Raw genomic sequence first — 21,978 nt, 5'->3', positions numbered from 1 at the left:
ACCTCGAACAGCGGGACGGGTCCGACCGCGGCGAGGCGCGCGAACACCGAGGCCGGGAAGGTGGTGGTCGCGGTGTTGATGGCGCGGCCGAGGTCGTTGTGGACGCGGGCGGCCCCGGCGATGCGCTGCTCGCGGGTCTGCAACTCGCGGGCGACGCGGATGAACGGCCAGTGGTTGACGCCGTCGAGGACGCCGATCAGGTCGTGCAGGGCCGCCGACAGGGTGTTCTCGGCCGCGGCCCGCTCGCCCAGGGGCAGCCGCTGGTCGCGCATGGCGATTGCCAGGGAGCGGGCTCCGACGACGGGGCTGAGCCGGCTGCGGTCCATGCCGGCGCCGGCGGAGGCCGCGACGAGGGCGGGCACCTGGTCGTAGCGGTCGTCGAGTTCGTTGGTCAGCAGCCGCAGGCTGTCGCGGTGGCGCATCTTCAGCACCCGGAGGCGGCGGACGGCGGCGCGCGTCCACAGCAGCAGTACCACCACGACCGCAACGACAATCACAAGAGCCACAGACGTCACAGGGCGAAATCTACCGCGGGCCCGCGGGGGCGCCCGAGTCGCGACGCGCCGTGTCGGCGCGCCGTGTCCGGACCGTTACCTGCGCTGGGCCTACGTCCGTCCCCGGCCGCGGCCGACCAGGTTGGTCGCCCTGCGCACCAGGTTCTTCGGGACGAGCCGGCCCACCGTCGTGAGCACCTTGTACTGCAGGCCCGGAATGCTGATCACCTTGCCGGCCTCGAGGTCGGCAAGGGACGTGCGCACCACCGTGTCCACGTCGAGCCACATCAGTTCCGGGATCGAGCTCATCTCGATCCCGGCCCGCTCGTGGAACTCGGTGTGCACGAAGCCGGGGCACAGCGCCTGCACCCGCACCCCGGTGCCGGCAAGGCCGCCGGCCAGTCCCTCGGTGAACGAGACGACGTAGGCCTTGCTCGCCGAGTACGTCGAACCACGCCCGGAGAGCAATCCGGCGACGCTGGCGACGTTGACGATGCTGCCCCTGCCTGCCGCGATCATCGGCGGCAGCGCGGCCCGGGTCAGCTGCATCACGGCGGTGACGTTGACGTCGAGCTGCGACTGCAGCAGAGCGGGGTCGGCGGTCCAGAATTCGCCGGACGTACCGAACCCGGCGTTGTTGACGAGCATCTCCACGCCCTCGGCGAGGCGCCGCGCGACGGAGACGCGGCCGTCCTCGGTGGCCAGGTCTGCGGCGAGGATCTCCGAGGTGGTGCCGAAACGCGACGTCAGTTCGTCGGCGAGGGACCGCAGGCTCTCCTCGCGACGGGCGACGAGCACGAGGTCGTACCCCTTGCCGGCGAGCGCGCGCGCGAAGCCTGCGCCGATGCCGGACGTGGGGCCGGTGATCAGGGCGACGGGCCGGGTGGCAGCGGAAGTCATGGGCTAAAGCTAGCGCAGCGCGCCGGCCGCTTCCGGTGACGCGGTGGGCTCAGTGCCGCGCGGAGGGGCGGCCGGGGTCGTGCGCGACCCGGTCGAGTTCCTGCGGCTCCACGATCGGGGGCAGCACGTGCAGGATCCCGGAGAGCCGGGCGACGGTCTCGATGGCCGAGTCCCATTCCCGGCCGGTGCTGCCCACGGGGATCGAGCCGAGGGTCCATTCGCCCTCGCTCCACAGCATCTGCACGTGCGGCGGGATCGACTCGGTGTAGGCGACCATGCGCTGGTCACAGATGCGGCGGGCGATCTCGAGGTCGGTGGCGAACACGATGCGCGGACCGATGGCGCCGAGCAGGTTCATGTCCGAGTCCTTCGGCGGCGGCGTCGACTTCAGGCGCAGGTCGATGTCGACATCGGAGCCGACCTTGCGGCGCACCGCGACGATCGTCGCGGTCTCCTCGATGTCGAAGAGGATGAACTCCTCGCCGCGGCGGATGCCGTGGACCACGTCCACCGCGCCGAGATACTCCTGCTTGGCCAGGGCCGCCCGGTGCCAGTGCCCGGGCAGGGTGTCGTCGGCGGCGCTGTACTTGTAGCCCTGGGCGCGCGCCCAGATCTCGCGCACGCGGCCGGACTGTTCGCGGCGCGTGCGGTCGATGTAGAGCAGCACCAGCGCACCCGCGAGTGCGATCGCCGCCAGTCCGAACCACATAACCGTCATCGAGGGTCAGCCTATCGCGTTCTAGTTGCCCGGACCGCCGAAGGACGGCAGGGACGCGCTGACCACAGTGTCGGCGATCATCTCCCCGTCCCGCAACGGCGAGCCCTGCGCGACGACCGAGTCGCCGACCCGCAGCGCCGACGGATCGGAGCCCGCGAGCGACATGATCTGCGTCTCGGGCGTGAGCCGCACGGTGACGCTCGCGCCGCCCATGCCGCTGAGCGTGAGGGAGGTGCCGTCGTTGGCGGTGATCGTGCCGACGACGGTGCCGGCCGCGCCGATGACGTCGCCGAGCCCGCCGGGCAGCTGCTCGAACGGCAGGCCGGGCACGGCCGGGTCGGTGGTGGGCGCGGGCGTCGTGGGCGCGGGCCGGGGCACCGTGGTCGTGGTGGTCGGGGCCGCCGCGCTGCGCTGCTGCGGGTCGTCGCCGCTGCCGCCGCTGAGCAGATAGCCGCCGAAGCCGGCCAGCACGATCAGCGCAACCGCGGCGAGCAGGATCAGGCCCCAACGGCGCCGCCGGGGCGGCTTCGCGTCGAGCGCCGGGTACTCGCCGGTGTGCGGCGGGGTGGGTGGCGCCGCCCCGTACTGCTGGGTGTGCGGGTACTGCTGCGCCGACGTGTACTGCTGGGTCGGCGTGTACTGCTGGGTCGGCGCGTACTGCTGGGTCGGCGTGTACTGCGGCTGGGGCCCGTAGGAGCCGGGCTGCTCGAACGCCTGCGTCGGGTTGGGCGGCGCCGCCGTCGGATCGAACCGGGGGTCGTACGCCGGGTAGACCAGGGTGGGGTTGGCGGGCGGACGGCCGTACGCCTCGGTCGGGTCGGCGGTGTGCAGGACCCGGGTGTCGTCGGCGTCCGGGTCCGTGCGGCCGGTGCCCGTCGCGCGCGCGTCGTCCGCACGCCCCTCGTCGAGCGAGTAGGCGCGCTCCTGGGGGGTGCGCGGATCGTGCGGGTTCGTCATGGTCCCTCCAGGTTAGGCGCTGCGCGCCGGTGCGTCCTTTGGGCTGGCACAGCAGCCCAAAGGACGCACCGGCGGCGTCAGGCGCCTATCACGAGGTGGTCGCCGTCGTCGCTGACGCCCACCGAGACGGTGTCGCCGTCCTTGATGTCCCCGGCCAGCAGCTTCTTGGCGAGCTGATCGCCGATCGACTGCTGGATGAGCCGGCGCAGCGGACGCGCACCGTACTGCGGGTCGTAGCCCCGCACGGCGAGCCAGAACCGGGCCGAGGTCGACACGTCGAGCGCGAGCCGCCGGGCCGCCAGACGCCCGGCCAGCTGCTCGAGCTGGATGTCGACGATCTGCTCGAGCTGCTCCTCGGTCAGCGAGTGGAAGATCACCACGTCGTCGAGCCGGTTGATGAACTCCGGCTTGAACGCCGCCCGCACCGCCGCCATGATGTGCTCCCGGTCGCCACCCGCACCGAGGTTCGAGGTGAGGATCAGGATCGTGTTGCGGAAGTCGACGGTGCGGCCCTGCCCGTCGGTGAGCCGACCGTCGTCGAGCACCTGCAGCAGCGTGTCGAACACGTCCGGGTGGGCCTTTTCGACCTCGTCGAACAGCACCACCGAGTAGGGGCGGCGACGCACCGCCTCGGTGAGCTGGCCACCCGACTCGTAGCCGACGTAGCCCGGAGGGGCGCCGACGAGCCGCGCGACGGAGTGCTTCTCGCTGTACTCGGACATGTCGATCCGCACCATGGCGCGTTCGTCGTCGAACAGGAAGTCCGCCAGCGCCTTCGCCAGCTCGGTCTTGCCGACGCCGGTGGGGCCGAGGAACAGGAACGAGCCGGTGGGCCGGTTCGGGTCGGCGACGCCCGCCCGCGAGCGGCGCACCGCGTCCGACACGGCCTGTACGGCCTCGTCCTGGCCGACGACCCGCTTGCCGAGCTCGGACTCCATGCGCAGCAGCTTGGCGGTCTCGCCCTCCATCATGCGGCCGGCGGGGATGCCGGTCCAGGCGGCGACGACGTCGGCGACGTCGTCCGGGCCGACCTCCTCCTTGAGCATGACGTCGCCGTCGGAGGCGGCTCCGGACGCGGCGGCGGCCTTCTCCAGTTCCTTCTCCAGCTGCGGGATGCGGCCGTAGCGCAGCTCCGCGGCCTTGCCGAGGTCACCGTCGCGTTCGGCGCGTTCCTCCTCGCCGCGCAGCGCCTCGAGCTGCTCCTTGATCCCCCGCACCGAATCGATGGCGGTCTTTTCGTTCTGCCAGCGGGTGGTGAGCTGGTTCAGCTTCTCGCGTTCGTCGGCGAGTTCGGCGCGCAGCTTCTCGAGCCGGTCCTTGGAGGCCTCGTCGGTCTCCTTCTGCAGCGCCATCTCCTCGATCTCGAGGCGACGGACGATGCGCTCGACCGAGTCGATCTCCTCGGGGCGCGAGTCGATCTCCATGCGCAGCCGGGACGCGGCCTCGTCGACGAGGTCGATGGCCTTGTCCGGCAGGAACCGGGAGGTGATGTACCGGTCGGAGAGGGTGGCGGCGGCGACGAGCGCGGAGTCGGTGATGCGCACGCCGTGGTGCACCTCGTACCGCTCCTTGAGCCCGCGCAGGATGCCGACGGTGTCCTCCACGCTGGGTTCGCCGACGAGCACCTGCTGGAAGCGGCGTTCGAGGGCGGCGTCCTTCTCGATGTACTTGCGGTACTCGTCGAGGGTGGTGGCGCCGACGAGGCGCAGCTCGCCGCGGGCGAGCATGGGCTTGATCATGTTGCCGGCGTCCATCGCCGATTCGCCGGTCGCGCCGGCGCCGACGATGGTGTGCAGCTCGTCGATGAAGGTGATGATCTGCCCGGCCGATTCCTTGATCTCGTCGAGCACGGCCTTGAGGCGTTCCTCGAACTCGCCGCGGTACTTGGCGCCGGCGACCATCGACCCGAGGTCGAGCGCGATGACGGTCTTGCCGCGCAGGGACTCGGGGACGTCGCCGGCGACGATGCGCTGGGCGAGGCCCTCGACGATGGCGGTCTTGCCGACGCCGGGCTCGCCGATGAGCACGGGGTTGTTCTTGGTGCGCCGGCTCAGCACCTGGACGACGCGACGGATCTCGTTGTCGCGGCCGATGACCGGGTCGAGCTTGCCCTCCCGGGCGCGGGCGGTGAGGTCGGTCGAGTACTTCTCGAGCGCCTGGTAGGTGCCCTCGGGGTCCGGGCTGGTCACGCGGGCGCTGCCGCGGACGGTGGTGAACGCGTCGCGCAGCGCGGCGGGGGTGGCGCCGTGCCCGACGAGGAGCTTGGCGACGTCGGAATCGCCGCCGGCCAGGCCGACGAGCACGTGCTCGGTCGAGACGTACTCGTCGTCGAGTTCGGTGGCGAGGTGCTGCGCGGCGGTCAGGGCGGCGACGGCCTCCCGGCCGAGTTGCGGCGTGGTGGTGGCGCCGGTGGCGCTGGGCAGTCGGTCGACGAGTGTCTGCGCCTCCCGGTGCACGACGGTCGGGTCCACGCCGACGGCCTTGAGCAGCGGCGCGGCGATGCCGTCGGTCTGGTCGAGCAGCGCGACGAGCAGGTGGGCCGGACGGATCTCCGGATTGCCCGCAGCGGACGCGGACTGCATGGCAGCCGTCATCGCCGCCTGGGTCTTGGTGGTGGGATTGAACGAGTCCACTGCGAACCCCTTCCCTTCATTGAGCGAGCTGGTATCAATTCTGCACCCGCCAGCCTCCCGCCGCGGGCGTTCGCATGCTTCAACGGCCCCAAAGTTGAGTTTGTTCCGCTCAACTTTATCGAGTCGTGTGACCTGCGGCACATCGCGGGGGTCATCGAGCCGCTCGACGTCGATTGTGGCCGAAACACCGCCGCGGGACTACAGTGGCGGCCGACCAGCAGAGACGGCGAGCGGGAGGGTGCGTGGAGGCCTTCGCCGTCGCCCGTGTCCAGCTCAGCTTCGCGTCGATCGTCGCGACTCCCGGCGGCGCCGAGCGCTTCGCCACGGCCTTCTACACCGCCCTGTGGAGCGACACCGTCGGCATCCGCGAGCTGTTCCCCGCGGGAATGGAGACGATGCGGCAGCGATTCGCGACCGCCGTCGGCTGGGCGATCAACCGGCTCGGCGACCCCGACACCGTCACCGCCTTCCTCACCCAGCTCGGCCGCGACCACCGCAAGTACGGCGTCCGGCCCGACCACTTCCATGCCGCCGGCCGGGCCCTGCACACCGCCGTGCGCGAGTGCACCCCGCCCATCCTGTGGACCGACGCTCTCGACCGCACCTGGGCCCGGGTGATCGACCTGCTCGTCGGGACCATGGCCGACGCCGTCGCCGACGACGACCTGCCCGCCGCGTGGGGCGCCACCGTCGTCGGCCACGAACGGGTGCTGCCCGACCTGGCGATCATCCGGCTCGAGACGGACTCGCCCATCCCGTACCACGCCGGGCAGTACATGAGCGTGCAGATCCCGCAGCGGCCGCACATGTGGCGGTACCTGTCGGCGGCAATCCCCCCGAACCCGTACGGCCAGATCGAGTTCCACGTCCGTCGCGTGTCCGGCGGCTGGGTCAGCCCGGCACTGGTCGGCGACACCTCCGTCGGGGACCGCTGGGTGATCGGGCCCCCGCTCGGCGGCCTGCACGTCGACCGCGACAGCGGTGAGGACGTGCTGATGATCGCCTCCGGCACGGGCCTCGCGCCGCTGCGGGCGCAACTGATGGAGATGGGCATGCGGGGCGACAACCCGCGTGTGCACCTGTTCTTCGGCGGCAAGTACCCCTGCGACCTCTACGACCTGCAGACGCTGTGGCAGCTGGCCACCACCAATCCGTGGCTCACGGTCGTGCCCGTCGTGGAGGAGACCGAGAACCCGTGGTGGCACCCGGTTCCCGTGGAAGATCCGCCGCCGGGCCTGCACCGGACCCTGCACGGCAAGCTGGGAAAGGTGGTCTCACAGTTCGGCTCCTGGGCCGATCGGCAGATCCAGATCGCCGGGTCCCCGTCGATGATCAAGACCACCCTCTACGCACTGTCCGCCGGCGGCACGCCGCGGCAGAACATCAGCTTCGACCCGCTGTAGGCGGCGGGTCACGGCAGCCATTTGTCGGGGCCGAACACCTCGTAACGGATGTTGCCCTCCGGCACGTTACGGGCCAGGAGCGAGGTCCGGACCGACTCCATGAACGGTAGCGGACCGCACAGGTACACCCGGGAATCCGGCCGGATTTCGATCTCGTCCATGTCGATTCGACCGAGCCGGGTGGTGTCGGTAGCCGGCCGAACACCGAGGTCCTCGTACCAGTGGTGCAGTTTCGCGCCGGGCAGCCGGTCGACCAGCTCGACCAGTTCCTGCCGGTGCGCGTGCCGCGACGGCGCCCGGTCGGCGTGCAGCACCGTGACGTAACGGTCGGTTTCGGTGCGCGCGAGATAGTGCAGCATCCCGATGATGGGTGTGCAGCCGATGCCCGCCGAGATCAGCAGCAGTGGGTCGCTGCTGTCGTCGAGCACCAGATCCCCGAACGGCAGCGACACGTCCAGCTCGTCACCCTCGAACACGTTGTGATGCAAGAACACCGACACCTCACCGGCCGGAATCTCCGTCCCGTCCTCGGCCGTGCTCGGTCCGATCGCCTTGACGGTGATCCCCCAACTGGTGCGCTCCGGAGCTCGGGTGAGGCTGTACTGACGGATCTGCCGGGCGCCGTCCGGAAGTCGCACCGCCACCGACACGTACTGGCCGGGCCGGGCCGCCGGCAGCGTCGTCCCGTCCGGATTCGCCAGCACGAACGACACCGTGTCCGGCGACTCCTGGACGCGCCGCGTCACCACGAGACGCTGCCACACCTGCCCCGGCTCCACACCCGCGTCCCGGTAGAGTCCGTCCTCGATCGAAATCAAGGCCCGCGCCATCTCCCAGTACACCTCGTCCCACGCCGCCGCGACCTCCGGCGTGACCGCCTCGCCGAGAACCTCCACGATCGCCTCGAACAGGTGCTTGTGCACGATCTCGTACTGGTCGGCGATGATCCCGAGCGAGGCGTGTTTGTTCGCGATCCTGGCGAGCAGATCGTCCGGCTGCGGAACGTTCTCCGAGACCAGCAACGTCGCGTACGCGGCGATCGCCCCCGCGAGGGCGCGCTGCTGGTCGCCCTGCGCCTGGTTGCCGCGGTTGAACAGGTCCCGCTCCAACTCCGGGTGCGCGGCAAACATACGGCGGTAGAAGATCGGGGTGATGTCGCCGATCGCAGCACCGACGACCGGCAGGGTCGCGCGCACCACGTCGGCTGACTCGACTGACAGCATTACGCCTCCCAGGGGTGTCCGGTGTGTCACTCCCACGCTATAGGCGGCTGCGCCGCCGGTGTGTCCTTTGGGCGGCTCCGACCGCCCAAAGGACACACCGGGTTATCCCCACCCGCCCGGTTCGTCCACAGATTGCGCCGCTTCGCCCTCTGCCGGCCTCCGGAGACGATCCACGCCCGAATCATGACTTTCATGCCAGTTCTTCCGGACGTGCCCGAACTCGATCGGATCGTCGCGTTCCAGCACGGCATCGTCACCCGCGCCCAGCTCGAACATCACGGACACACGTGGCCGTGGATCCGGCACCGTCTCGAGTACGGGCGGTGGCAGCAGGTGCTCCGTGGCGTGTACTCGGTGACGACCGGCCCGCTGTCCCGGCCCGCGGTACTGGCCGCGGCCGTCGCGTTCTGCGGTGACGCCGGAATCCTCAGTCACCGCACAGCCGCCGAGGAATGGGGGATGCTGCCCCACGATCCACTCGAACCGGTCCATGTCACCGTGCCGATGGGATCGTCGACCAAGGGACAGGCTGCCACCTTCGCCACGGCGAGGCCACACGGCATCCGGCTGCCGCACCTCGGGGAGATGCTCCATCCGGGGGTGATCGTGCACCGCAGCCGGGCCCATGCGCACATCGGGGTGCCGACGATGCCCCCGCGCACCGGCCGGGCCGACACCGCGCTCGACCTGGCGACGGCCGCGCCCACCTCGCACGACGGCTACATCCGGTTGATCCGGATCGTCACGGACAGTCGTATTCCGCTGTCGGAGATCCGGCGGCGGACGCAGGAACGAACCCCGTTCCGATACCGGAAGGCGCTCGAGGATGCGGTCCGATTGCTCGCCGACGGCGTCCAGTCGATGCTCGAACTCCGTTACGCGATCGAGGTGGAGCAACGACACGGGCTTCCCCTCGCACATCGACAGACGCCGGTCGTCGTGGATGGGCGGACACTGTACGAGGACTGCACGTACGACGGCCACGGTGCCGCGTTGACGGTCCGGCTCGACGGACGCAGGTTCCACTCGATGGCGGAGGTCGCCTTCCGGGACCGTCGCCGCGACAACGCCGCCGAACTGGCCGGGCGGTCCCGCCTGGTGTACGGCTACGACGAGGTCAGCCGGGACCCGTGCGGCGTCGCCGAAGAGGTCGAGACCGTCCTTGTCCGGCTCGGGTGGCGACGCAGCGCCGACAACAGGTGCAGCTGCGCTGCCGGTGTCTCCTTTGGGCCCCCCTGACCGCCCAAAGGACACACCGGCGGCGGAGCCGCCTACCGGTACGACGCACGCAGGGTCTTCTTGTCCAGCTTGCCCAACGGGGTGAGCGGCAGCGCGTCGAGGAAGTCCACCGACTTCGGTGCGTGCACCGAACCCTTTGCGGCGCGGACTCTCTCGATCAGCTCCTCCGCGCGGACCGACCGGCCGTCGCGCAGCACCACGCAGGCTTTGACGGCCTCACCCCACTTGGCGTCGGGCACGCCGACGACCGCGACGGACGCGACCGCCGGATGCGCGGAGATGACGTCCTCGATCTCGCGGGGGAAGACGTTGAATCCGCCGGTGACGATCATGTCCTTCTTGCGGTCGACGATGGTGAGGAAACCGTTCTTGTCGGCCCGGGCGACGTCGCCGGTGTGCAGCCAGCCGCCCCGCAGCGCCTCGGCGGTCTCTGCGGGTTTGCCGAGGTATCCCTTCATCACCAGCGGCCCGCGTACGCAGATCTCCCCCAGTTCCCCGCGCGGCACCTCGTTCAGGTCGTCGTCGAGCAGTCGCACGTCGAGCCACGGGACCGGCCGCCCGCACGTGGCGAGGCGTTCCGGATCGTCGGCGAGGTGGTCCTCCTTGCGCAGCACGGAGATGGTCATGCCGCATTCGCTCTGCCCGTAGAACTGGAAGAACACCGGGCCCAGCCGCTCGATGCCCTCCCGCAGCCGCGCCGGGGACATCGCCGACGCGCCGTAGAACAGGGTCTCGAGGCTGGACAGGTCGCGGCGGTCGAAATCGGGGTGGTCGAGCAGCAGGTAGATCATCGTGGGCACCAGCATGGTGGCGTTGATGCGGTGCTTCTCGATCGTCTCGAGCACCAGGCCCGGCTCGAAATACGGCAGCACGTAGAGGGATCCGCCGCGCAGCAGCGTCGGGACGAAGAACGCGGCGCCGGCGTGCGAGAGCGGCGTGCAGATCAGGAAGCGCGGCTCGTCGGGCCACTGCCATTCGGCCATCTGGATCTGGGTGAGCGTCGCGCCGGAGCGGAACGAGCCCATGACGCCCTTGGGTTTGCCGGTGGTGCCGCCGGTGTAGACGATGCTCGACGTGTCCTCGGCCGCCACCGGCGCGGCGACGAGCCGCTGCGGAGTGAACTGTGCGGCCAGGGCGAGGATGTCGGTGCCGACCTCCGACGGGCCGAGGGAGAAGACGTTCTTCAGCGTCGGCACCTGTGCCCTCAGTTCGGCGGCGCGTTCCTCGAAGTGGTTCGGATCGAAGATGAGGGTCTCGATGGCGGCGTCGTCGACGATGTAGAGGTGGTCCGACAGCGAACCCATGGGATTGAGCGCGCTGTTGCGGCAGCCGGCGACCATCGTCGCGCCCATCGAGATGAGAACCTCGGGGCGGTTCTTCGACAGCATCGCCACCGACGATCCCTGCCCCACCCCGACCGAGGCGAGTGCCTGCCCGAACCGGCTGATCTCGTCGCGCATCTCCCCGCCGGTGAGCACGACGTCGCCGAGGTACAGGGCCGGCTTCTCGGCGCTGCGCTCGAGGGCGGTGATGAGCAGGTCCGCGGTGAACACGGGCCGATGCAGGTCGGCGTACTCCTCGGTCATTGAGCGTCCTTCCGGTCGTGGGCGGCGTGACGGCAGCTGGGCGCGACGGGGCCGCCGCCTTCGTCACCATAACCACATCGACACCGAAATTGGAACATGTTTCATTCCGGACGCGGTCCGGTCGCATCCCGATGGTCCTCGTCGACGGATACCACTCGCTACGCCGACGTCGAGATCCTCATCCGGAGATCGAATGTCTCGGCGTAGCAGTTGCCGGGTCGCGCTGAGCCGCGCTGCCGACGCGCATCGCCTCGGCGAACGTTCACCGATCGCGACCCGGTCGATCTCACACAGCGTGGGTGGCGCCTGATGCTCACCCGTTTCGGGGGCGAGCGGTTGCCCTGCAACGCCGCCGGGCGGGTGGAGGCACGCCGCCGGGCCCGAAGACAGGGCAGCATCTGCATCGTCGGGGCGAGCACACCGGCGAATGCTCGAAGGTTTATACCCTGCTGCGGCGGGTCCACTCCGCCGATCGCCGCGGCTGCGCCTTGCCGTTGCCTCGCCCCCTGGCGGCTCTGTCGCACGATGCGGTCGGGTGCCGCAGGTGTCCGGATCAGAGCGCGGATGCGGCGCTTCTGTGGGGGCCGGACGACTGTCTCGGAATCAGCGTGGGCAGGGCTCGGCGGATCGGAGTGCCGACAGGACCGGCGGCGAGCATCAAATCCAGTGCGGTAGCCGCGATCTGATCGAACGGCGTCCGTACCGATGTCAGCGGAACCGGGAGGCGCTGCGACAACGGGATGTCGTTGTAGCCCACCAGGGCCACGTCGTCGCCTATAGCCAGCGACCTCTGGTGGGCCGCCGCCATGACCCCCAGGGCAAGGTTGTCGTTGGCGGCGAAGACGGCCGTTGGACGCACGGAGGAAGCGAAGAGCCGCCGCCCGGCTTCCTCTCCACTTTCGATGCCGAATCCCGTTTCGACGATCCAGCCCGGATCGACCTCGATCCCGGCTTCCCGCAGAGCCTTCTGTGCACCGGCAAGGCGGCCGGCGGCGGTGGAGGTGAACAACGGTCCCGACAGCACGGCAATGTCGTTGTGCCCGAGGTCGATCAAGTGCCGGGTGGCGAGGTATCCGCCGGCTTCGTCGTCGCCGATCGAGGACGGGCTGATGCCGTCGGTGCGCAACACGAGGGCATGGGGCACGTTCTGCTCGCGAAGCTGGCGGGGTAACGGATCGTCGCGGCGGCTCGAGGCGATGATCAGCCCGTCGACGTTGCGGCCGAGGAGGGAATGCGCCGCGTCCTGCTCGTCGGCGGGGTCGTCGCCGGTGGTGGCAACCATGGTGAAGTAGCCGAGTCGCTTCGCGGCCCGCCCGACCGCCTCGTACATCAGGGCCATAACGGTATCGCTGAGCCGGGGGACGAGCACACCGATCGTGGCGGTCTGGCCACGGCGCAGGCTGGAGGCGAAGGTGTTGCGCCGGTAGCCGAGGGCGGCTGCGACCTCGCGGACGCGTTGGGCCGTCGGTGAGTGCGAAGGGGGAATCCGATCGTCGAGCACCCGGCTCACCGTCGAGGTGCTCACGCCGGCAGCCTCGGCCACCTCGCGCAGCGTGACGACCTTGTGCCTGCTCTCTGCCGCGTTCCCGTTCGTCTTCATGATCGTCCCTGTCTACCGCGTTGGCCCTCGTCTGCCCGGGCAAGGCCGGCTGATCACCTCCCGAGTCGAGAGTGACCCTTGACACAGAGACCGATCGTACCGCACGATGAAATCGTTCACGGGAACGTTCCCGGGAACGTTTGCAAAGAAGCGTCATACTTCCAGGAAAGAGCGATCATGAGCACACTCGACCTCCGCGGCCTCACCCCTGCACCGGTCACCCCGTTCACCCGTGACGGCGACGTCGACTACGCCGCCATCCAGCGCCTCGGCTCGTGGCTCGGCAGCGTCGACGGTGTCAAGGGCCTGGTGGTCCTGGGCCACGCCGGCGAGGGCACGTTCCTCACCCAGGACGAGCAGGTGCGCGTCATCGCCGCGTTCAAAGACTCCGTCGACGGCCGTCTGCCCATCATCGCCGGCATCACGGGCGAGGGCACCGCAGTCTCGGTGGAGGAGGCCAAGCGTGCCGTCGATGCCGGCGCCTCGGCCGGACTGGTCTATCCCTCTCACGGGTGGCTGCGCTTCGGTTACCAGGACGGCGCTCCGCAGGACCGCTACAAGGCCATCTACGAAGGATCGGGGCTTCCGCTGATCCTGTTCCAGTACCCGGATGCCACCAAGGCCACGTACAACCTGGACACCCAGCTCGAGATCGCCGCCCAAGCAGGAGTGTTCGCCACCAAGAACGGCGTGCGCAACATGCGCCGCTGGGACCGCGAGATCCCGGTGCTGCGCAAGGAGAACCCGGACCTGCAGATCCTCAGCTGCCACGACGAGTACCTGCTGCACACCGCGTTCGACGTCGACGGCCTGCTCGTCGGCTACGGCGGACTTGCTCCCGAGCCGCTGGTCGAGCTCATCGCCGCCGGCAAGGCCAAGGACTACCCCGCCGCCCGCGCCCTCCACGACCGCCTGCTGCCGGTGACCGCCAACGTCTACCACCGCGGCTCCCACATGGAAGGCACCGTCGCCCTGAAGGAAGGCCTCGTCGCCCGCGGCATCCTCGAGCACGCCACCGTCCGCTCTCCGCTGCTGCCGCTGGCCGCCGGCGCCGGCGCCGAGATCGCGGCCGCGCTGCAGTCGGCCGGCCTCGGGTCGGTCGCCGCCTTCGCCTGACCCTCATCGCTGCTCCCGTCAGCATCCGACGGACCATCCGCATTCCGCGTTCCCGGCCGTCACCGCTTGTGCGTGACGCACAGGTTCGGCCGGCCCGCCGCTCACATGGCCCGGCGGGCCGGCCGACCTCCACCACATGCCACCGGCACCACACTCGTGCATCCGTGGTCACCTTCCCGTCGAACCGTCAGCGCCCGCACGACCTCCTCGTCGTCCACGCAGCCGTCCGCCCGCGGTTCGAGCACCAGAAAGTAGGCTCGTCGATGAGTCAGCACACTTCTCTCTCCACCGAGGCCCCCGGAGGCGAACCAGTGGTCGCGGGCAGCCCCTCACCGCAACAGAGCCGGCCCCGACCCCGACGGAGCTGGGTTCGCACCCTGGCAATGGCCGGACCGGCATTCATCGCGGGAGCATGGCAGTTCGGCCCCGGCAACCTCGCCAGCGCCGTACAGGCCGGCAGCGCATACAGCTACTCCCTGATCTGGGTCATCGCACTGTCGACGACCTTCATGCTCGTCTATGCCGACATGAGCGTGCGCCTCGGTATCCGCACCCCGGTATCGATGATCAGCTCGGTCAAGGACGTCCTCGGCCGTCGCGTCGGCGTGGCGGCCGGTGCGGGCGTCTTCCTCATTACCTTGTGTTTCTCCGTCGGCAATGCCGTCGGGTCCGGCCTCGGGCTGTCCATGGTCTTCGGGGGCTCCCCACTGCTGTGGTCGGCGATCTGCACAGCCTTCGTCGGGCTGATCCTGCTGTTCCGCAACGTCTATCGCACCGTCGAACGGGTGCTGCTGGTGATCGTCGCCCTGATGGCGGCGACGTTCGTCCTCAGCGCCGTCATCGCCGAGCCGGACTGGTATCAGGCCCTCAGCGGCGCCGTCCCCACCATCCCTGCCGGCGGACAACTACTCATCGTCGCCCTCGTCGGCACCAACTTTTCCCTCAACGCTGCCTTCTTCACCGCCTACGGCACCCACGAACGCGAGCGCTCCGCCGCCGACTACCGGCGGACCACCATCGCCGACACCATCCCCGGCATCGTGGCACCTGGCATCATGACCTGCCTCGTCATCATCGTCGCCGCCGCAGTCCTCGGCCGTACCGGCACCGAAGCCACCACCCTCACCGGCCTGGCCAAAGTCTTCGAACCCATCGCCGGCCCCGTCGGATCCACCATCTTCGCCCTCGGCCTGTCCGGCGCCGCGTTCTCCTCGATGGTCGCCAACGCCACCGCCGGCGGCACTATGCTCTCCGACGCCCTGGACAAGGGCCCCTCGCCCAGCACCCCGACAGCAAAACTCACCAGTGCGGCAATCCTCACCTTCGGCCTGGCCATCACGCTGCTGTTCACCAAGTCCCCGGTCCAACTCATCATCGTTGCCCAAGCCCTGACAGTTCTCATTGCGCCTCTCCTGGGCGTTCTGCTGCTGGTGATGAGCAACAACCGCGATCTGATGGGCACCCTGCGCAACACCTGGTGGAAGAACGCCATCGCCGCGGCCGGCCTCGTCGCCATCCTGTCGCTCTCCGCGCTGCTGCTCTACGAACTGCTCAGCTGAAGCACTTCACGCACACATGGCAGGCAGTGTGGCGGACACCGGGACTCGGTGTCCGCCCCACTGCTTGCCACACGAAAACCACTCGCCACCACCTCCGGCCCGACAAGGAACCCGAGAACATGCCGCTCTTCGTCGTCGACTACACCTACACCGCCGAGACCGCCACCGGCCGGGACACCTATCGAGCCGCACACCGAACATGGCTCGCCGCCTTGGTCGACCGCGGCACCGTCATTGCCTGCGGCCCCTACGCCGACGACTCCGGCGCCCTCATCCTCCTCGAGTCGGACACCGTCGACACCGTCGACTCCCTCTTGACCCACGATCCCTTTGTCGTCCACGGCCTCGTTCCCCACTACCGAATCGACGAATGGACTCCCGTCCTCGGCCGCCTTCCCGCATTCGACGCGCGTCCTCCAGCACGTCAGGGACTCCCGGGATAACGGCCGATCCGGCTTCGGCCGACGCGCCGAGCTTGTTTCGCGAGAACTCACGATCGTGACCGAAACACTCGATCCCCAGCAGTTGGCGCAGCAGCTGCTCGCGCTGGACGCACGAGTCGCTGATCGTCTGTGGCGAGGTCGCGGTGGGCGCGTGCAAGCCGCGTTGGAGCGGTCCCTAGAGTGGGGCCACCTTCACGCTCGAGCACCGGGAGTCACACCATGCAGCCGGCCGGACAGACCCTGCACACCCCCGACACGGTGTGGTCGGCGACCGTCGTCGAGCACCACCGGCTCCGCCACGACGTCGCGGTGGTACGCCTCGAATGCGACGACGCGATGGTGCCGTTCGCGCCCGGGCAGTACGTCGACGTCACCGTGCCGCAGCATCCCCGGCTGCCGCGCCGCCTCTCCCCCGCACTGCCCCCGTCGCTCGACGGCAAGCTCGAGTTCCACGTCCGTACCGTCCCCGGCGGCTGGGTCAGCGGCAGCATCGTCACCGCCACCCGGCCCGGCGACGTGTGGACGATCGGCGCGCCGCAGGGCGGCAACCTGCACGTCGACGACTCCGGCCGCATCGTGATCATGGTGGCCGGCGGCACCGGCCTGGCCCCGCTGAGGGCGCTGATCCTCGACGTCGCGCGCCGGCCGGACCCGCCCCAGACCTTCCTGTTCGTCGGCGGCCGCACGCCCCGCGACCTGTACGCCGCCGACATGCTGATCCTGCTCGCCGAGACGCTGCCGTGGCTGACCGTGGTGCCGGTGGTCGAGTCGGTCGACGACCCCGGGATCCCCGACGAGTGGTACGACCGCATCGTCGCCCACGTCGGCGATCCCGGGTTCCACCCCGACGAGCTGCTCGAGGGCAGCCTCGACGAGGTGGTCACCTCCTACGGGGCGTTCGGCGACCACCAGGTGCTCGTGTGCGGGTCCGCGGCGATGGTCCGCGCGACCCTGCACACGCTCGTCGAGACCGGGACCCCCGCCGAGAACGTCCGGTTCGACCCGTACTGACCGGGCCGCGACGGCCGGCCGGTTGACCGGGCGGTGCACCCGCGACGATACTCGAGGGGGCCACCAGCGCGACGAGTGAGGGCTGCGCCGGGTCGTGACCGTTCGAATCACGGGAGCTGCCATGGGTATTGCGGATTCGCACGCCGACCCCCCGACGCCGGCAATCCTGTCCCGCGCCCACCTCGACCGGCTGATCGAGGTGCTGCAGGCCGAGGGATATCGCGTCGTCGGCCCCACCGTCCGCGACGACGCCATCGTGCTCGACGAGCTCGGGTCGGGACGAGAGCTGCCCGACGGGTGGGGCGTGTCGACCGCACCCGGGCGGTATCGGCTCCGGCGGCGCGACGACACCGCCGTGTTCGGCCATTCCGCGGGTCCGCAGTCGTGGAAGCAGTTCCTGCACCCCGCACGACAGCAACTGTGGTCGACCGCGCCGGACGGCAGTTACCGGCCCCCACCCGCGGACGAGACCCGGTACGCGTTCCTCGGCGTCCGCGGCTGCGACCTGGCCGCGATCGGCATCCTGGGCACGGTGCTGACCCGCGGCGCCCATCCCGACGGGGCCACCGCGCGACGGTTCCGCGGGCTGTTCGTCGTCGCGGTCAACTGCACCGAACCGGGCGAGGTCTGCTTCTGCGCCTCGATGGCCACCGGTCCCGCCGCGGGCCCGGGGTACGACCTGGGCCTGACCGAACGCGTCGACGAGCAGGGACACCGTTTTCTCGTGGACGTCGGGACCGACGAGGGCGCCCGAATCCTGGACCTGCTCCCCCACCGCGACGCCACCGCGGACGAGACCACCGGGGCCCGCAACGCGGTGGCGGCGGCCGGCGACCGGATGGGACGGAGCATGCCCGAGGTCGACCTGCGGGCGATGCTCCGCGACGCCCGCGAGGCGGACGTCTGGGAGGATGTCGCCGATCGCTGCCTGACCTGCGGAAACTGCACGATGGTGTGCCCCACCTGCTTCTGTACGTCGACGGAGGACGTCACCGACCTCGCCGACGGGCACGCCGGAAGGTGGCAGCACTGGGCGTCCTGTTTCGAACCGGACTTCTCCTACATCCACGGCGGTGACGTCCGGGCGTCCGGCCGGAGCCGGTACCGGCAGTGGATCTCGCACAAGCTCGGCACCTGGCACGACCAGTTCGGCAGCTCGGGATGTGTCGGCTGCGGCCGCTGCATCGACTGGTGCCCCGTCGGCATCGACATCACCGCGGAGGCGGCCCGCCTCACCGGCGCGCTCGCCACCCACGACGACGAACCGGACGGGCACCGATGACGACCCCACCGCTCGACGGCATCCGGGCTCTGGCGGGGCTGGGCCCGGAGGCGCGGGATCGGATCGCCGCGCTCGCCCACCCGGTCCGCTTCGCCGCCGGGGAGCACGTCTTCCACGAGGGCGGGGAGGCGCGCAGTTGCTGGCTGCTCCAGGACGGCCGGGTGGATCTGTACACGGTGGTGCCCGGCCGCGGCCCGGTCACCCTCGACACGTTTGTCGACGGTGACGTCCTGGGATGGTCGTGGCTGACGCCGCCCTACCGCTGGCATTACGGGGCCGTCGCGGCCGCTGCGACCTCGGCTCTGGAGGTGGACGCCGCGGCGCTGCAGGCGCTGAGCGAGGCCGACGCCGAGTTCGGATACACGGTGATGCGGGCCCTGTTCGGGGCCCTCCTGGAGCGGTTGCAGGCCACCCGGGCGCGACTGCTGGACCTGTATGCGGGTCCCGATGTTCGGTGACCTCGCGCACGACACCGCAGCGGCGCCGGGCGCGCCGATGCTGCCCAGCGCCCACCGGGTTCGCTCGCGGACCGTCGAGACCGCCGATGCGGTGACGCTGTCGCTGGCCCCGCTGGGGGCGCCGCGACCGCGGTTCCGGCCCGGGCAGTTCATGATGCTCTACGCCCCCGGGGTCGGCGAGATCGCGCTCTCGGTCAGCGGGGATCCCACCGACACGACCGGGGAGCTGGTCCACACCGTGCGGAAGGTGGGTGCGGTGAGCCGGGCCCTGCACGACGCCGAGCCCGGCGCGATCGTCGGCGTGCGCGGCCCGTTCGGGGTGGGCTGGGACCTCGAGTCGTGCACCGGCCGGGACCTGGTGATCGTCGCCGGCGGGGTGGGGTTGGCCGCGGTGCGGGCCGCCGTTCTCGGCGCGGTGGCCGCGCGCGGCGACTTCCGGCGCGTCGTGCTCGTGGTGGGAGCGCGCCGGCCGGCCGAGATCCTGTATCGGCGCGAGCTACAGGACTGGGCCGACGGCGGCGTGGAGATCCGGCTGACGATCGACCAGCCGGTCCAGGGCTGGTCCGGGTCCGTCGGATTCGTCACCGCGCCGCTGAGCCGGCTCGACCTCGATCCCGCGCGGACGACGGCCCTGCTGTGCGGGCCGGAGGCGATGATGCGGTTCTCGGCCCGGGTGCTGCTGGGCAAAGGGATTCGGCCCCCGGATATCCGGGTCTCGCTCGAACGGAACATGCAGTGCGGGATCGGGCTGTGCGGGCACTGCCAGCTCGGCGAGATCCTGCTCTGCCGGGACGGCCCGGTGCTGGATTACGCGGTGGCCGGACCGCTGCTGCACGTACGGGAGCTGTGATGGACAGGCCGAAGCTCGCGGTGTGGAAGTTCGCGTCGTGCGACGGATGTCAGCTGTCCGTGCTGGACTGCGAGGACGAACTGCTCGCGCTGTCGGGGGCGGTGCAGATCGCCCATTTCCTCGAACTGTCGAGCGCCGTCGACGACGGTCCGTACGACCTGTCGCTGGTCGAGGGCTCGATCACCACCGCCGCGGACGTCGCGCGCATCCACCGGGTCCGGGAGCGGTCCCGGACCCTCGTCACGATCGGCGCGTGCGCAACCGCCGGCGGCATCCAGGCGTTGCGCAACTTCGCCGACGTCGCCGAGTTCACCTCGATGGTCTACGCCCACCCGGAGTACATCGAGACCCTGGCGACGTCGACGGCGATCGCGGCGCACGTGCCGGTCGACTTCGAGTTGCGCGGTTGCCCGATCGACCGGCGCCAGTTGCTCGAGGTGATCACCGCGTTCCTGGCCGGCCGCCGGCCGAACATCCCGAACACCAGTGTGTGCACCGAGTGCAAGCGCCGGGGATTGACCTGCGTGATGGTCGCCGACGGCACGCCCTGCCTCGGCCCGGTGACCCACTCCGGCTGCGGCGCCCTGTGCCCGGCGCAGTCGCGCGGCTGCTACGGCTGTTTCGGGCCGACGACCGACCCCAACATCGCGTCGCTGGCCGGGTGGCTGCGCACGTGCGGCATGAGCGACGACGACATCGACCGCGCCTTCGCGACGTTCAACGTCGGCGCCCCCGTGCTCGCCGAGAGGCACCGCCGTGAGCGGGAGCCGTAGAGAGCTGACGGTCCGTGCTCTCGCCCGCGTCGAGGGCGAGGGCAGACTGAACGTGTCGGTGCGCGACGGGCGGGTGCAGCGCGCGGAGCTGAACATCTACGAGCCGCCCCGGTTCTTCGAGTCGTTCCTGCGGGGAAGGGATTTCCGCGAGCCTCCGGACATCACCTCCCGGATCTGCGGGATCTGCCCCGTCGCCTACCAGGTCAGCGCCTGCAATGCGCTGGAGCAGGCCTGCGGGGTCGAGCTCGACGAGCCGGTGCTGAACCTGCGCCGCCTGCTCTACTGCGGCGAGTGGATCGCCAGCCACGTGCTGCACATCTACTTCCTGCACGCCCCCGACTTCCTCGGCCTTCCCGACGCGATCGCCCTCGCCGAGCGTCATCGGAGCGCGCTCGAACGCGGGCTGGCCCTGAAGAAGGCCGGCAACGCGATCCTCGAGCAGGTCGGCGGACGGCCCATCCACCCGGTCAACGTGCGGATCGGCGGCTTCTATCGCGCACCGAGCCGAACGGAACTCGCCCCGCTCGCCGAGCGGCTGCGCCGCGCCCTCGACGACGCGCTCGACACGGTCCGCTGGGTGGCCGGGTTCGACTTTCCCGAGGTCGATCTCGATCACGACCTGCTCGCCCTGCACCGGCCGGACCGCTACGCCATCGAGGACGGGCAGATCCGGTCGTCGACCGGATCCTCCTTCGCCGCAGCACAGTTCCCGGACCATGTGGTCGAACACCAGGTCCCGCACTCGACGGCCCTGTACGCGCGGCTCGACGGGCGCCGGTACCTGACCGGACCCCTGGCCCGATACACCCTGAACTCCGCGCAGCTGTCGGACACCGCACGACAGTCGGCACACGCGGCGGGACTGGGGACGCAGTGCCGTAACCCGTTTCGCAGCATCGTTGTTCGCGCCGTCGAAACCGTCTATGCGGTGGAAGAGGCGCTCCGCCTGATCGCCGGGTACGAGCGTCCGGGCCGGCCCGGCACCGAGGTCGCCGCCCGCGCCGCGACCGGGCACGGTGTCAGCGAGGCACCGCGGGGACTGCTGTACCACCGTTACGAGCTCGGCGACGACGGACTGATCCGCTCGGCCGTGATCGTCCCCCCGACCTCCCAGAACCAGGCTGCCGTCGAACACGATCTGCGCACGCTGATCGCCGGCCACCTGGAGCTGTCCGATGCTGATCTGACGTCGCTGTGCGAACGGGTGATCCGCAACTACGACCCGTGCATCTCGTGTGCCACGCACTTCCTCGACCTCACGATCGACCGCGGGTGATCGCGACGAACTTCGTGGTGATCGGCGTCGGCAACGAGTACCGCCGCGACGACGGCGTCGGGCCCGCGGCGGCCCGGGAGGTAGGCCGGTCCCGGCCCGGATGGCGGGTCCTGATCTCCGACGGCGAGCCGACGGCAATGCTGGACGCGTGGGCCGGGACGCGGTTGGCGGTCGTCGTGGACGCCACCGTCGGCACCGGTCCGCCCGGCGCGATCCGGCGTCACGAGATCGGGGAGGCGAGTCTCGCCCGCCGCTCGCGACACGCCGGCTCGCACAGCCTCGGCCCCGCCGAGGCGTGGGCGCTGAGCCGGATCCTGGGCGTCGACCCGGGTCGGGTCGTGGTCTACACCCTCGAGGTGACGGAGGTCGGTTACGGCGTCGGCCTGACGCCCGCCACCGCCGCGGCACTGCCCGCCGTGGTGCGGGCAGTGATCGACGAATGCGAGCGGTAAGGCCG

At 70.3% G+C, this 21,978-nt stretch carries 20 protein-coding genes; 12 read left to right on the top strand and 8 right to left on the bottom strand.

Translation table 11 applies throughout. The annotated features are described in order from the left end of the window. From G6039_RS21680 to clpB, 5 genes are all read right to left on the bottom strand, one after another. Nucleotides 1-497, bottom strand: a 497-nt coding sequence (locus tag G6039_RS21680) for a LemA family protein (RefSeq protein WP_338148584.1), incomplete at its 3' end; no start/stop codon positions are given. A 108-nt stretch (nt 498-605) separates the two neighbouring features. Continuing rightward, the gene (locus G6039_RS21675; protein ID WP_043796710.1) at nt 606-1,394 is read right to left on the bottom strand and encodes an SDR family NAD(P)-dependent oxidoreductase; all 789 of its coding nucleotides are present in this window, start codon (nt 1,392-1,394) and stop codon (nt 606-608) included. Nucleotides 1,395-1,443: 49 nt separating this feature from the next. After that, the gene (locus G6039_RS21670; protein WP_029545443.1) at nt 1,444-2,103 is read right to left on the bottom strand and encodes a type III secretion system chaperone family protein; all 660 of its coding nucleotides are present in this window, start codon (nt 2,101-2,103) and stop codon (nt 1,444-1,446) included. 30 nt (nt 2,104-2,133) lie between these two features. Beyond that, entirely contained in the window at nt 2,134-3,069 is a 936-nt protein-coding gene (locus G6039_RS21665) for a DUF5666 domain-containing protein (RefSeq protein ID WP_043796705.1), read from the bottom strand. Nucleotides 3,070-3,146: 77 nt separating this feature from the next. Next, complete coding sequence (gene clpB / locus G6039_RS21660; protein WP_043796703.1) at nt 3,147-5,702, bottom strand: ATP-dependent chaperone ClpB; 2,556 nt, start codon at nt 5,700-5,702, stop codon at nt 3,147-3,149. Nucleotides 5,703-5,944: 242 nt separating this feature from the next. Here clpB and G6039_RS21655 point away from each other — a divergent pair, with 242 nt between their 5' ends. Further along, the gene (locus G6039_RS21655; protein WP_043796701.1) at nt 5,945-7,105 is read left to right on the top strand and encodes an FAD-binding oxidoreductase; all 1,161 of its coding nucleotides are present in this window, start codon (nt 5,945-5,947) and stop codon (nt 7,103-7,105) included. A gap of 8 nt (nt 7,106-7,113) precedes the next feature. Here G6039_RS21655 and G6039_RS21650 read toward each other — a convergent pair whose 3' ends face one another. After that, complete coding sequence (locus G6039_RS21650; RefSeq protein ID WP_006931235.1) at nt 7,114-8,328, bottom strand: globin domain-containing protein; 1,215 nt, start codon at nt 8,326-8,328, stop codon at nt 7,114-7,116. Between the two features lie 192 nt (nt 8,329-8,520). Here G6039_RS21650 and G6039_RS21645 point away from each other — a divergent pair, with 192 nt between their 5' ends. Further along, nucleotides 8,521-9,567, top strand: a complete 1,047-nt coding sequence (locus tag G6039_RS21645) for a hypothetical protein (protein WP_043796721.1) — start codon at nt 8,521-8,523, stop codon at nt 9,565-9,567. A gap of 32 nt (nt 9,568-9,599) precedes the next feature. Here the strand turns inward: G6039_RS21645 and G6039_RS21640 are convergent, their stop codons facing one another. Together G6039_RS21640 and G6039_RS21635 are read right to left on the bottom strand one after the other, a co-directional pair. Next, complete coding sequence (locus tag G6039_RS21640; protein WP_006931227.1) at nt 9,600-11,153, bottom strand: AMP-binding protein; 1,554 nt, start codon at nt 11,151-11,153, stop codon at nt 9,600-9,602. 553 nt (nt 11,154-11,706) lie between these two features. Next, nucleotides 11,707-12,753, bottom strand: a complete 1,047-nt coding sequence (locus G6039_RS21635) for a LacI family DNA-binding transcriptional regulator (protein WP_043796694.1) — start codon at nt 12,751-12,753, stop codon at nt 11,707-11,709. Between the two features lie 177 nt (nt 12,754-12,930). Between G6039_RS21635 and G6039_RS21630 the strand changes: the two genes are divergently transcribed. From G6039_RS21630 to G6039_RS21585, 10 genes are all read left to right on the top strand, one after another. Next, nucleotides 12,931-13,869, top strand: a complete 939-nt coding sequence (locus G6039_RS21630; RefSeq protein ID WP_043796692.1) for a dihydrodipicolinate synthase family protein — start codon at nt 12,931-12,933, stop codon at nt 13,867-13,869. 383 nt (nt 13,870-14,252) lie between these two features. Then, a complete protein-coding gene (locus G6039_RS21625; RefSeq protein WP_043796689.1) occupies nt 14,253-15,428 on the top strand; it encodes an Nramp family divalent metal transporter in 1,176 nt (391 codons plus the stop codon). Nucleotides 15,429-15,547: 119 nt separating this feature from the next. Continuing rightward, nucleotides 15,548-15,871 carry a YciI family protein gene (locus G6039_RS21620; RefSeq protein WP_006945155.1) on the top strand — a complete coding sequence of 108 codons (324 nt, stop codon included), beginning with the start codon at nt 15,548-15,550 and terminating at the stop codon, nt 15,869-15,871. 219 nt (nt 15,872-16,090) lie between these two features. Then, nucleotides 16,091-16,882 (top strand): FAD-binding oxidoreductase, encoded by a 792-nt coding sequence (locus G6039_RS21615; protein ID WP_043796686.1) that lies wholly within the window; start codon nt 16,091-16,093, stop codon nt 16,880-16,882. Between the two features lie 121 nt (nt 16,883-17,003). Continuing rightward, nucleotides 17,004-18,164, top strand: a complete 1,161-nt coding sequence (locus G6039_RS21610) for a 4Fe-4S dicluster domain-containing protein (RefSeq protein WP_006945151.1) — start codon at nt 17,004-17,006, stop codon at nt 18,162-18,164. Then, nucleotides 18,161-18,622 (top strand): Crp/Fnr family transcriptional regulator, encoded by a 462-nt coding sequence (locus tag G6039_RS21605; RefSeq protein ID WP_029545463.1) that lies wholly within the window; start codon nt 18,161-18,163, stop codon nt 18,620-18,622. Before G6039_RS21610 ends, G6039_RS21605 begins: the two co-directional genes overlap by 4 nt. Then, nucleotides 18,612-19,472, top strand: coding sequence for an FAD/NAD(P)-binding protein (locus G6039_RS21600; protein ID WP_029545466.1), 861 nt, complete (start codon nt 18,612-18,614; stop codon nt 19,470-19,472). Before G6039_RS21605 ends, G6039_RS21600 begins: the two co-directional genes overlap by 11 nt. Further along, nucleotides 19,472-20,245: an NADH-quinone oxidoreductase subunit B family protein gene (locus G6039_RS21595; RefSeq protein WP_029545468.1), complete on the top strand. Its 774-nt coding sequence runs from the start codon at nt 19,472-19,474 to the stop codon at nt 20,243-20,245. The genes G6039_RS21600 and G6039_RS21595 overlap by 1 nt, the downstream gene beginning before the upstream one ends. After that, nucleotides 20,229-21,521, top strand: a complete 1,293-nt coding sequence (locus G6039_RS21590) for a Ni/Fe hydrogenase subunit alpha (protein WP_043796682.1) — start codon at nt 20,229-20,231, stop codon at nt 21,519-21,521. The genes G6039_RS21595 and G6039_RS21590 overlap by 17 nt, the downstream gene beginning before the upstream one ends. Further along, the gene (locus G6039_RS21585) at nt 21,518-21,973 is read left to right on the top strand and encodes a hydrogenase maturation protease (RefSeq protein ID WP_043796679.1); all 456 of its coding nucleotides are present in this window, start codon (nt 21,518-21,520) and stop codon (nt 21,971-21,973) included. The genes G6039_RS21590 and G6039_RS21585 overlap by 4 nt, the downstream gene beginning before the upstream one ends. Nucleotides 21,974-21,978: the final 5 nt, after the last annotated feature.

Source organism: Rhodococcus aetherivorans (genome assembly GCF_011058165.1).
Lineage (GTDB): Bacteria > Actinomycetota > Actinomycetes > Mycobacteriales > Mycobacteriaceae > Rhodococcus > Rhodococcus aetherivorans.
Note: the sequence above shows the minus strand (reverse complement) of the source record. Positions and strands in the feature narration are given on the sequence as shown.

Coding starts and splice junctions, on each gene's coding strand:
- G6039_RS21600 (WP_029545466.1), top strand. CDS start 18,612: ATGTTCGGTGACCTCGCGCACGACACCGCAGCGGCGCCGGGCGCGCCG.
- G6039_RS21675 (WP_043796710.1), bottom strand. CDS start 1,394: ATGACTTCCGCTGCCACCCGGCCCGTCGCCCTGATCACCGGCCCCACG.
- G6039_RS21635 (WP_043796694.1), bottom strand. CDS start 12,753: ATGAAGACGAACGGGAACGCGGCAGAGAGCAGGCACAAGGTCGTCACG.
- G6039_RS21605 (WP_029545463.1), top strand. CDS start 18,161: ATGACGACCCCACCGCTCGACGGCATCCGGGCTCTGGCGGGGCTGGGC.
- G6039_RS21650 (WP_006931235.1), bottom strand. CDS start 8,328: ATGCTGTCAGTCGAGTCAGCCGACGTGGTGCGCGCGACCCTGCCGGTC.
- G6039_RS21625 (WP_043796689.1), top strand. CDS start 14,253: ATGGCCGGACCGGCATTCATCGCGGGAGCATGGCAGTTCGGCCCCGGC.
- G6039_RS21640 (WP_006931227.1), bottom strand. CDS start 11,153: ATGACCGAGGAGTACGCCGACCTGCATCGGCCCGTGTTCACCGCGGAC.
- G6039_RS21670 (WP_029545443.1), bottom strand. CDS start 2,103: ATGTGGTTCGGACTGGCGGCGATCGCACTCGCGGGTGCGCTGGTGCTG.
- G6039_RS21620 (WP_006945155.1), top strand. CDS start 15,548: ATGCCGCTCTTCGTCGTCGACTACACCTACACCGCCGAGACCGCCACC.
- G6039_RS21595 (WP_029545468.1), top strand. CDS start 19,472: ATGGACAGGCCGAAGCTCGCGGTGTGGAAGTTCGCGTCGTGCGACGGA.
- G6039_RS21645 (WP_043796721.1), top strand. CDS start 8,521: ATGCCAGTTCTTCCGGACGTGCCCGAACTCGATCGGATCGTCGCGTTC.
- G6039_RS21615 (WP_043796686.1), top strand. CDS start 16,091: ATGCAGCCGGCCGGACAGACCCTGCACACCCCCGACACGGTGTGGTCG.
- G6039_RS21610 (WP_006945151.1), top strand. CDS start 17,004: ATGGGTATTGCGGATTCGCACGCCGACCCCCCGACGCCGGCAATCCTG.
- G6039_RS21630 (WP_043796692.1), top strand. CDS start 12,931: ATGAGCACACTCGACCTCCGCGGCCTCACCCCTGCACCGGTCACCCCG.
- G6039_RS21665 (WP_043796705.1), bottom strand. CDS start 3,069: ATGACGAACCCGCACGATCCGCGCACCCCCCAGGAGCGCGCCTACTCG.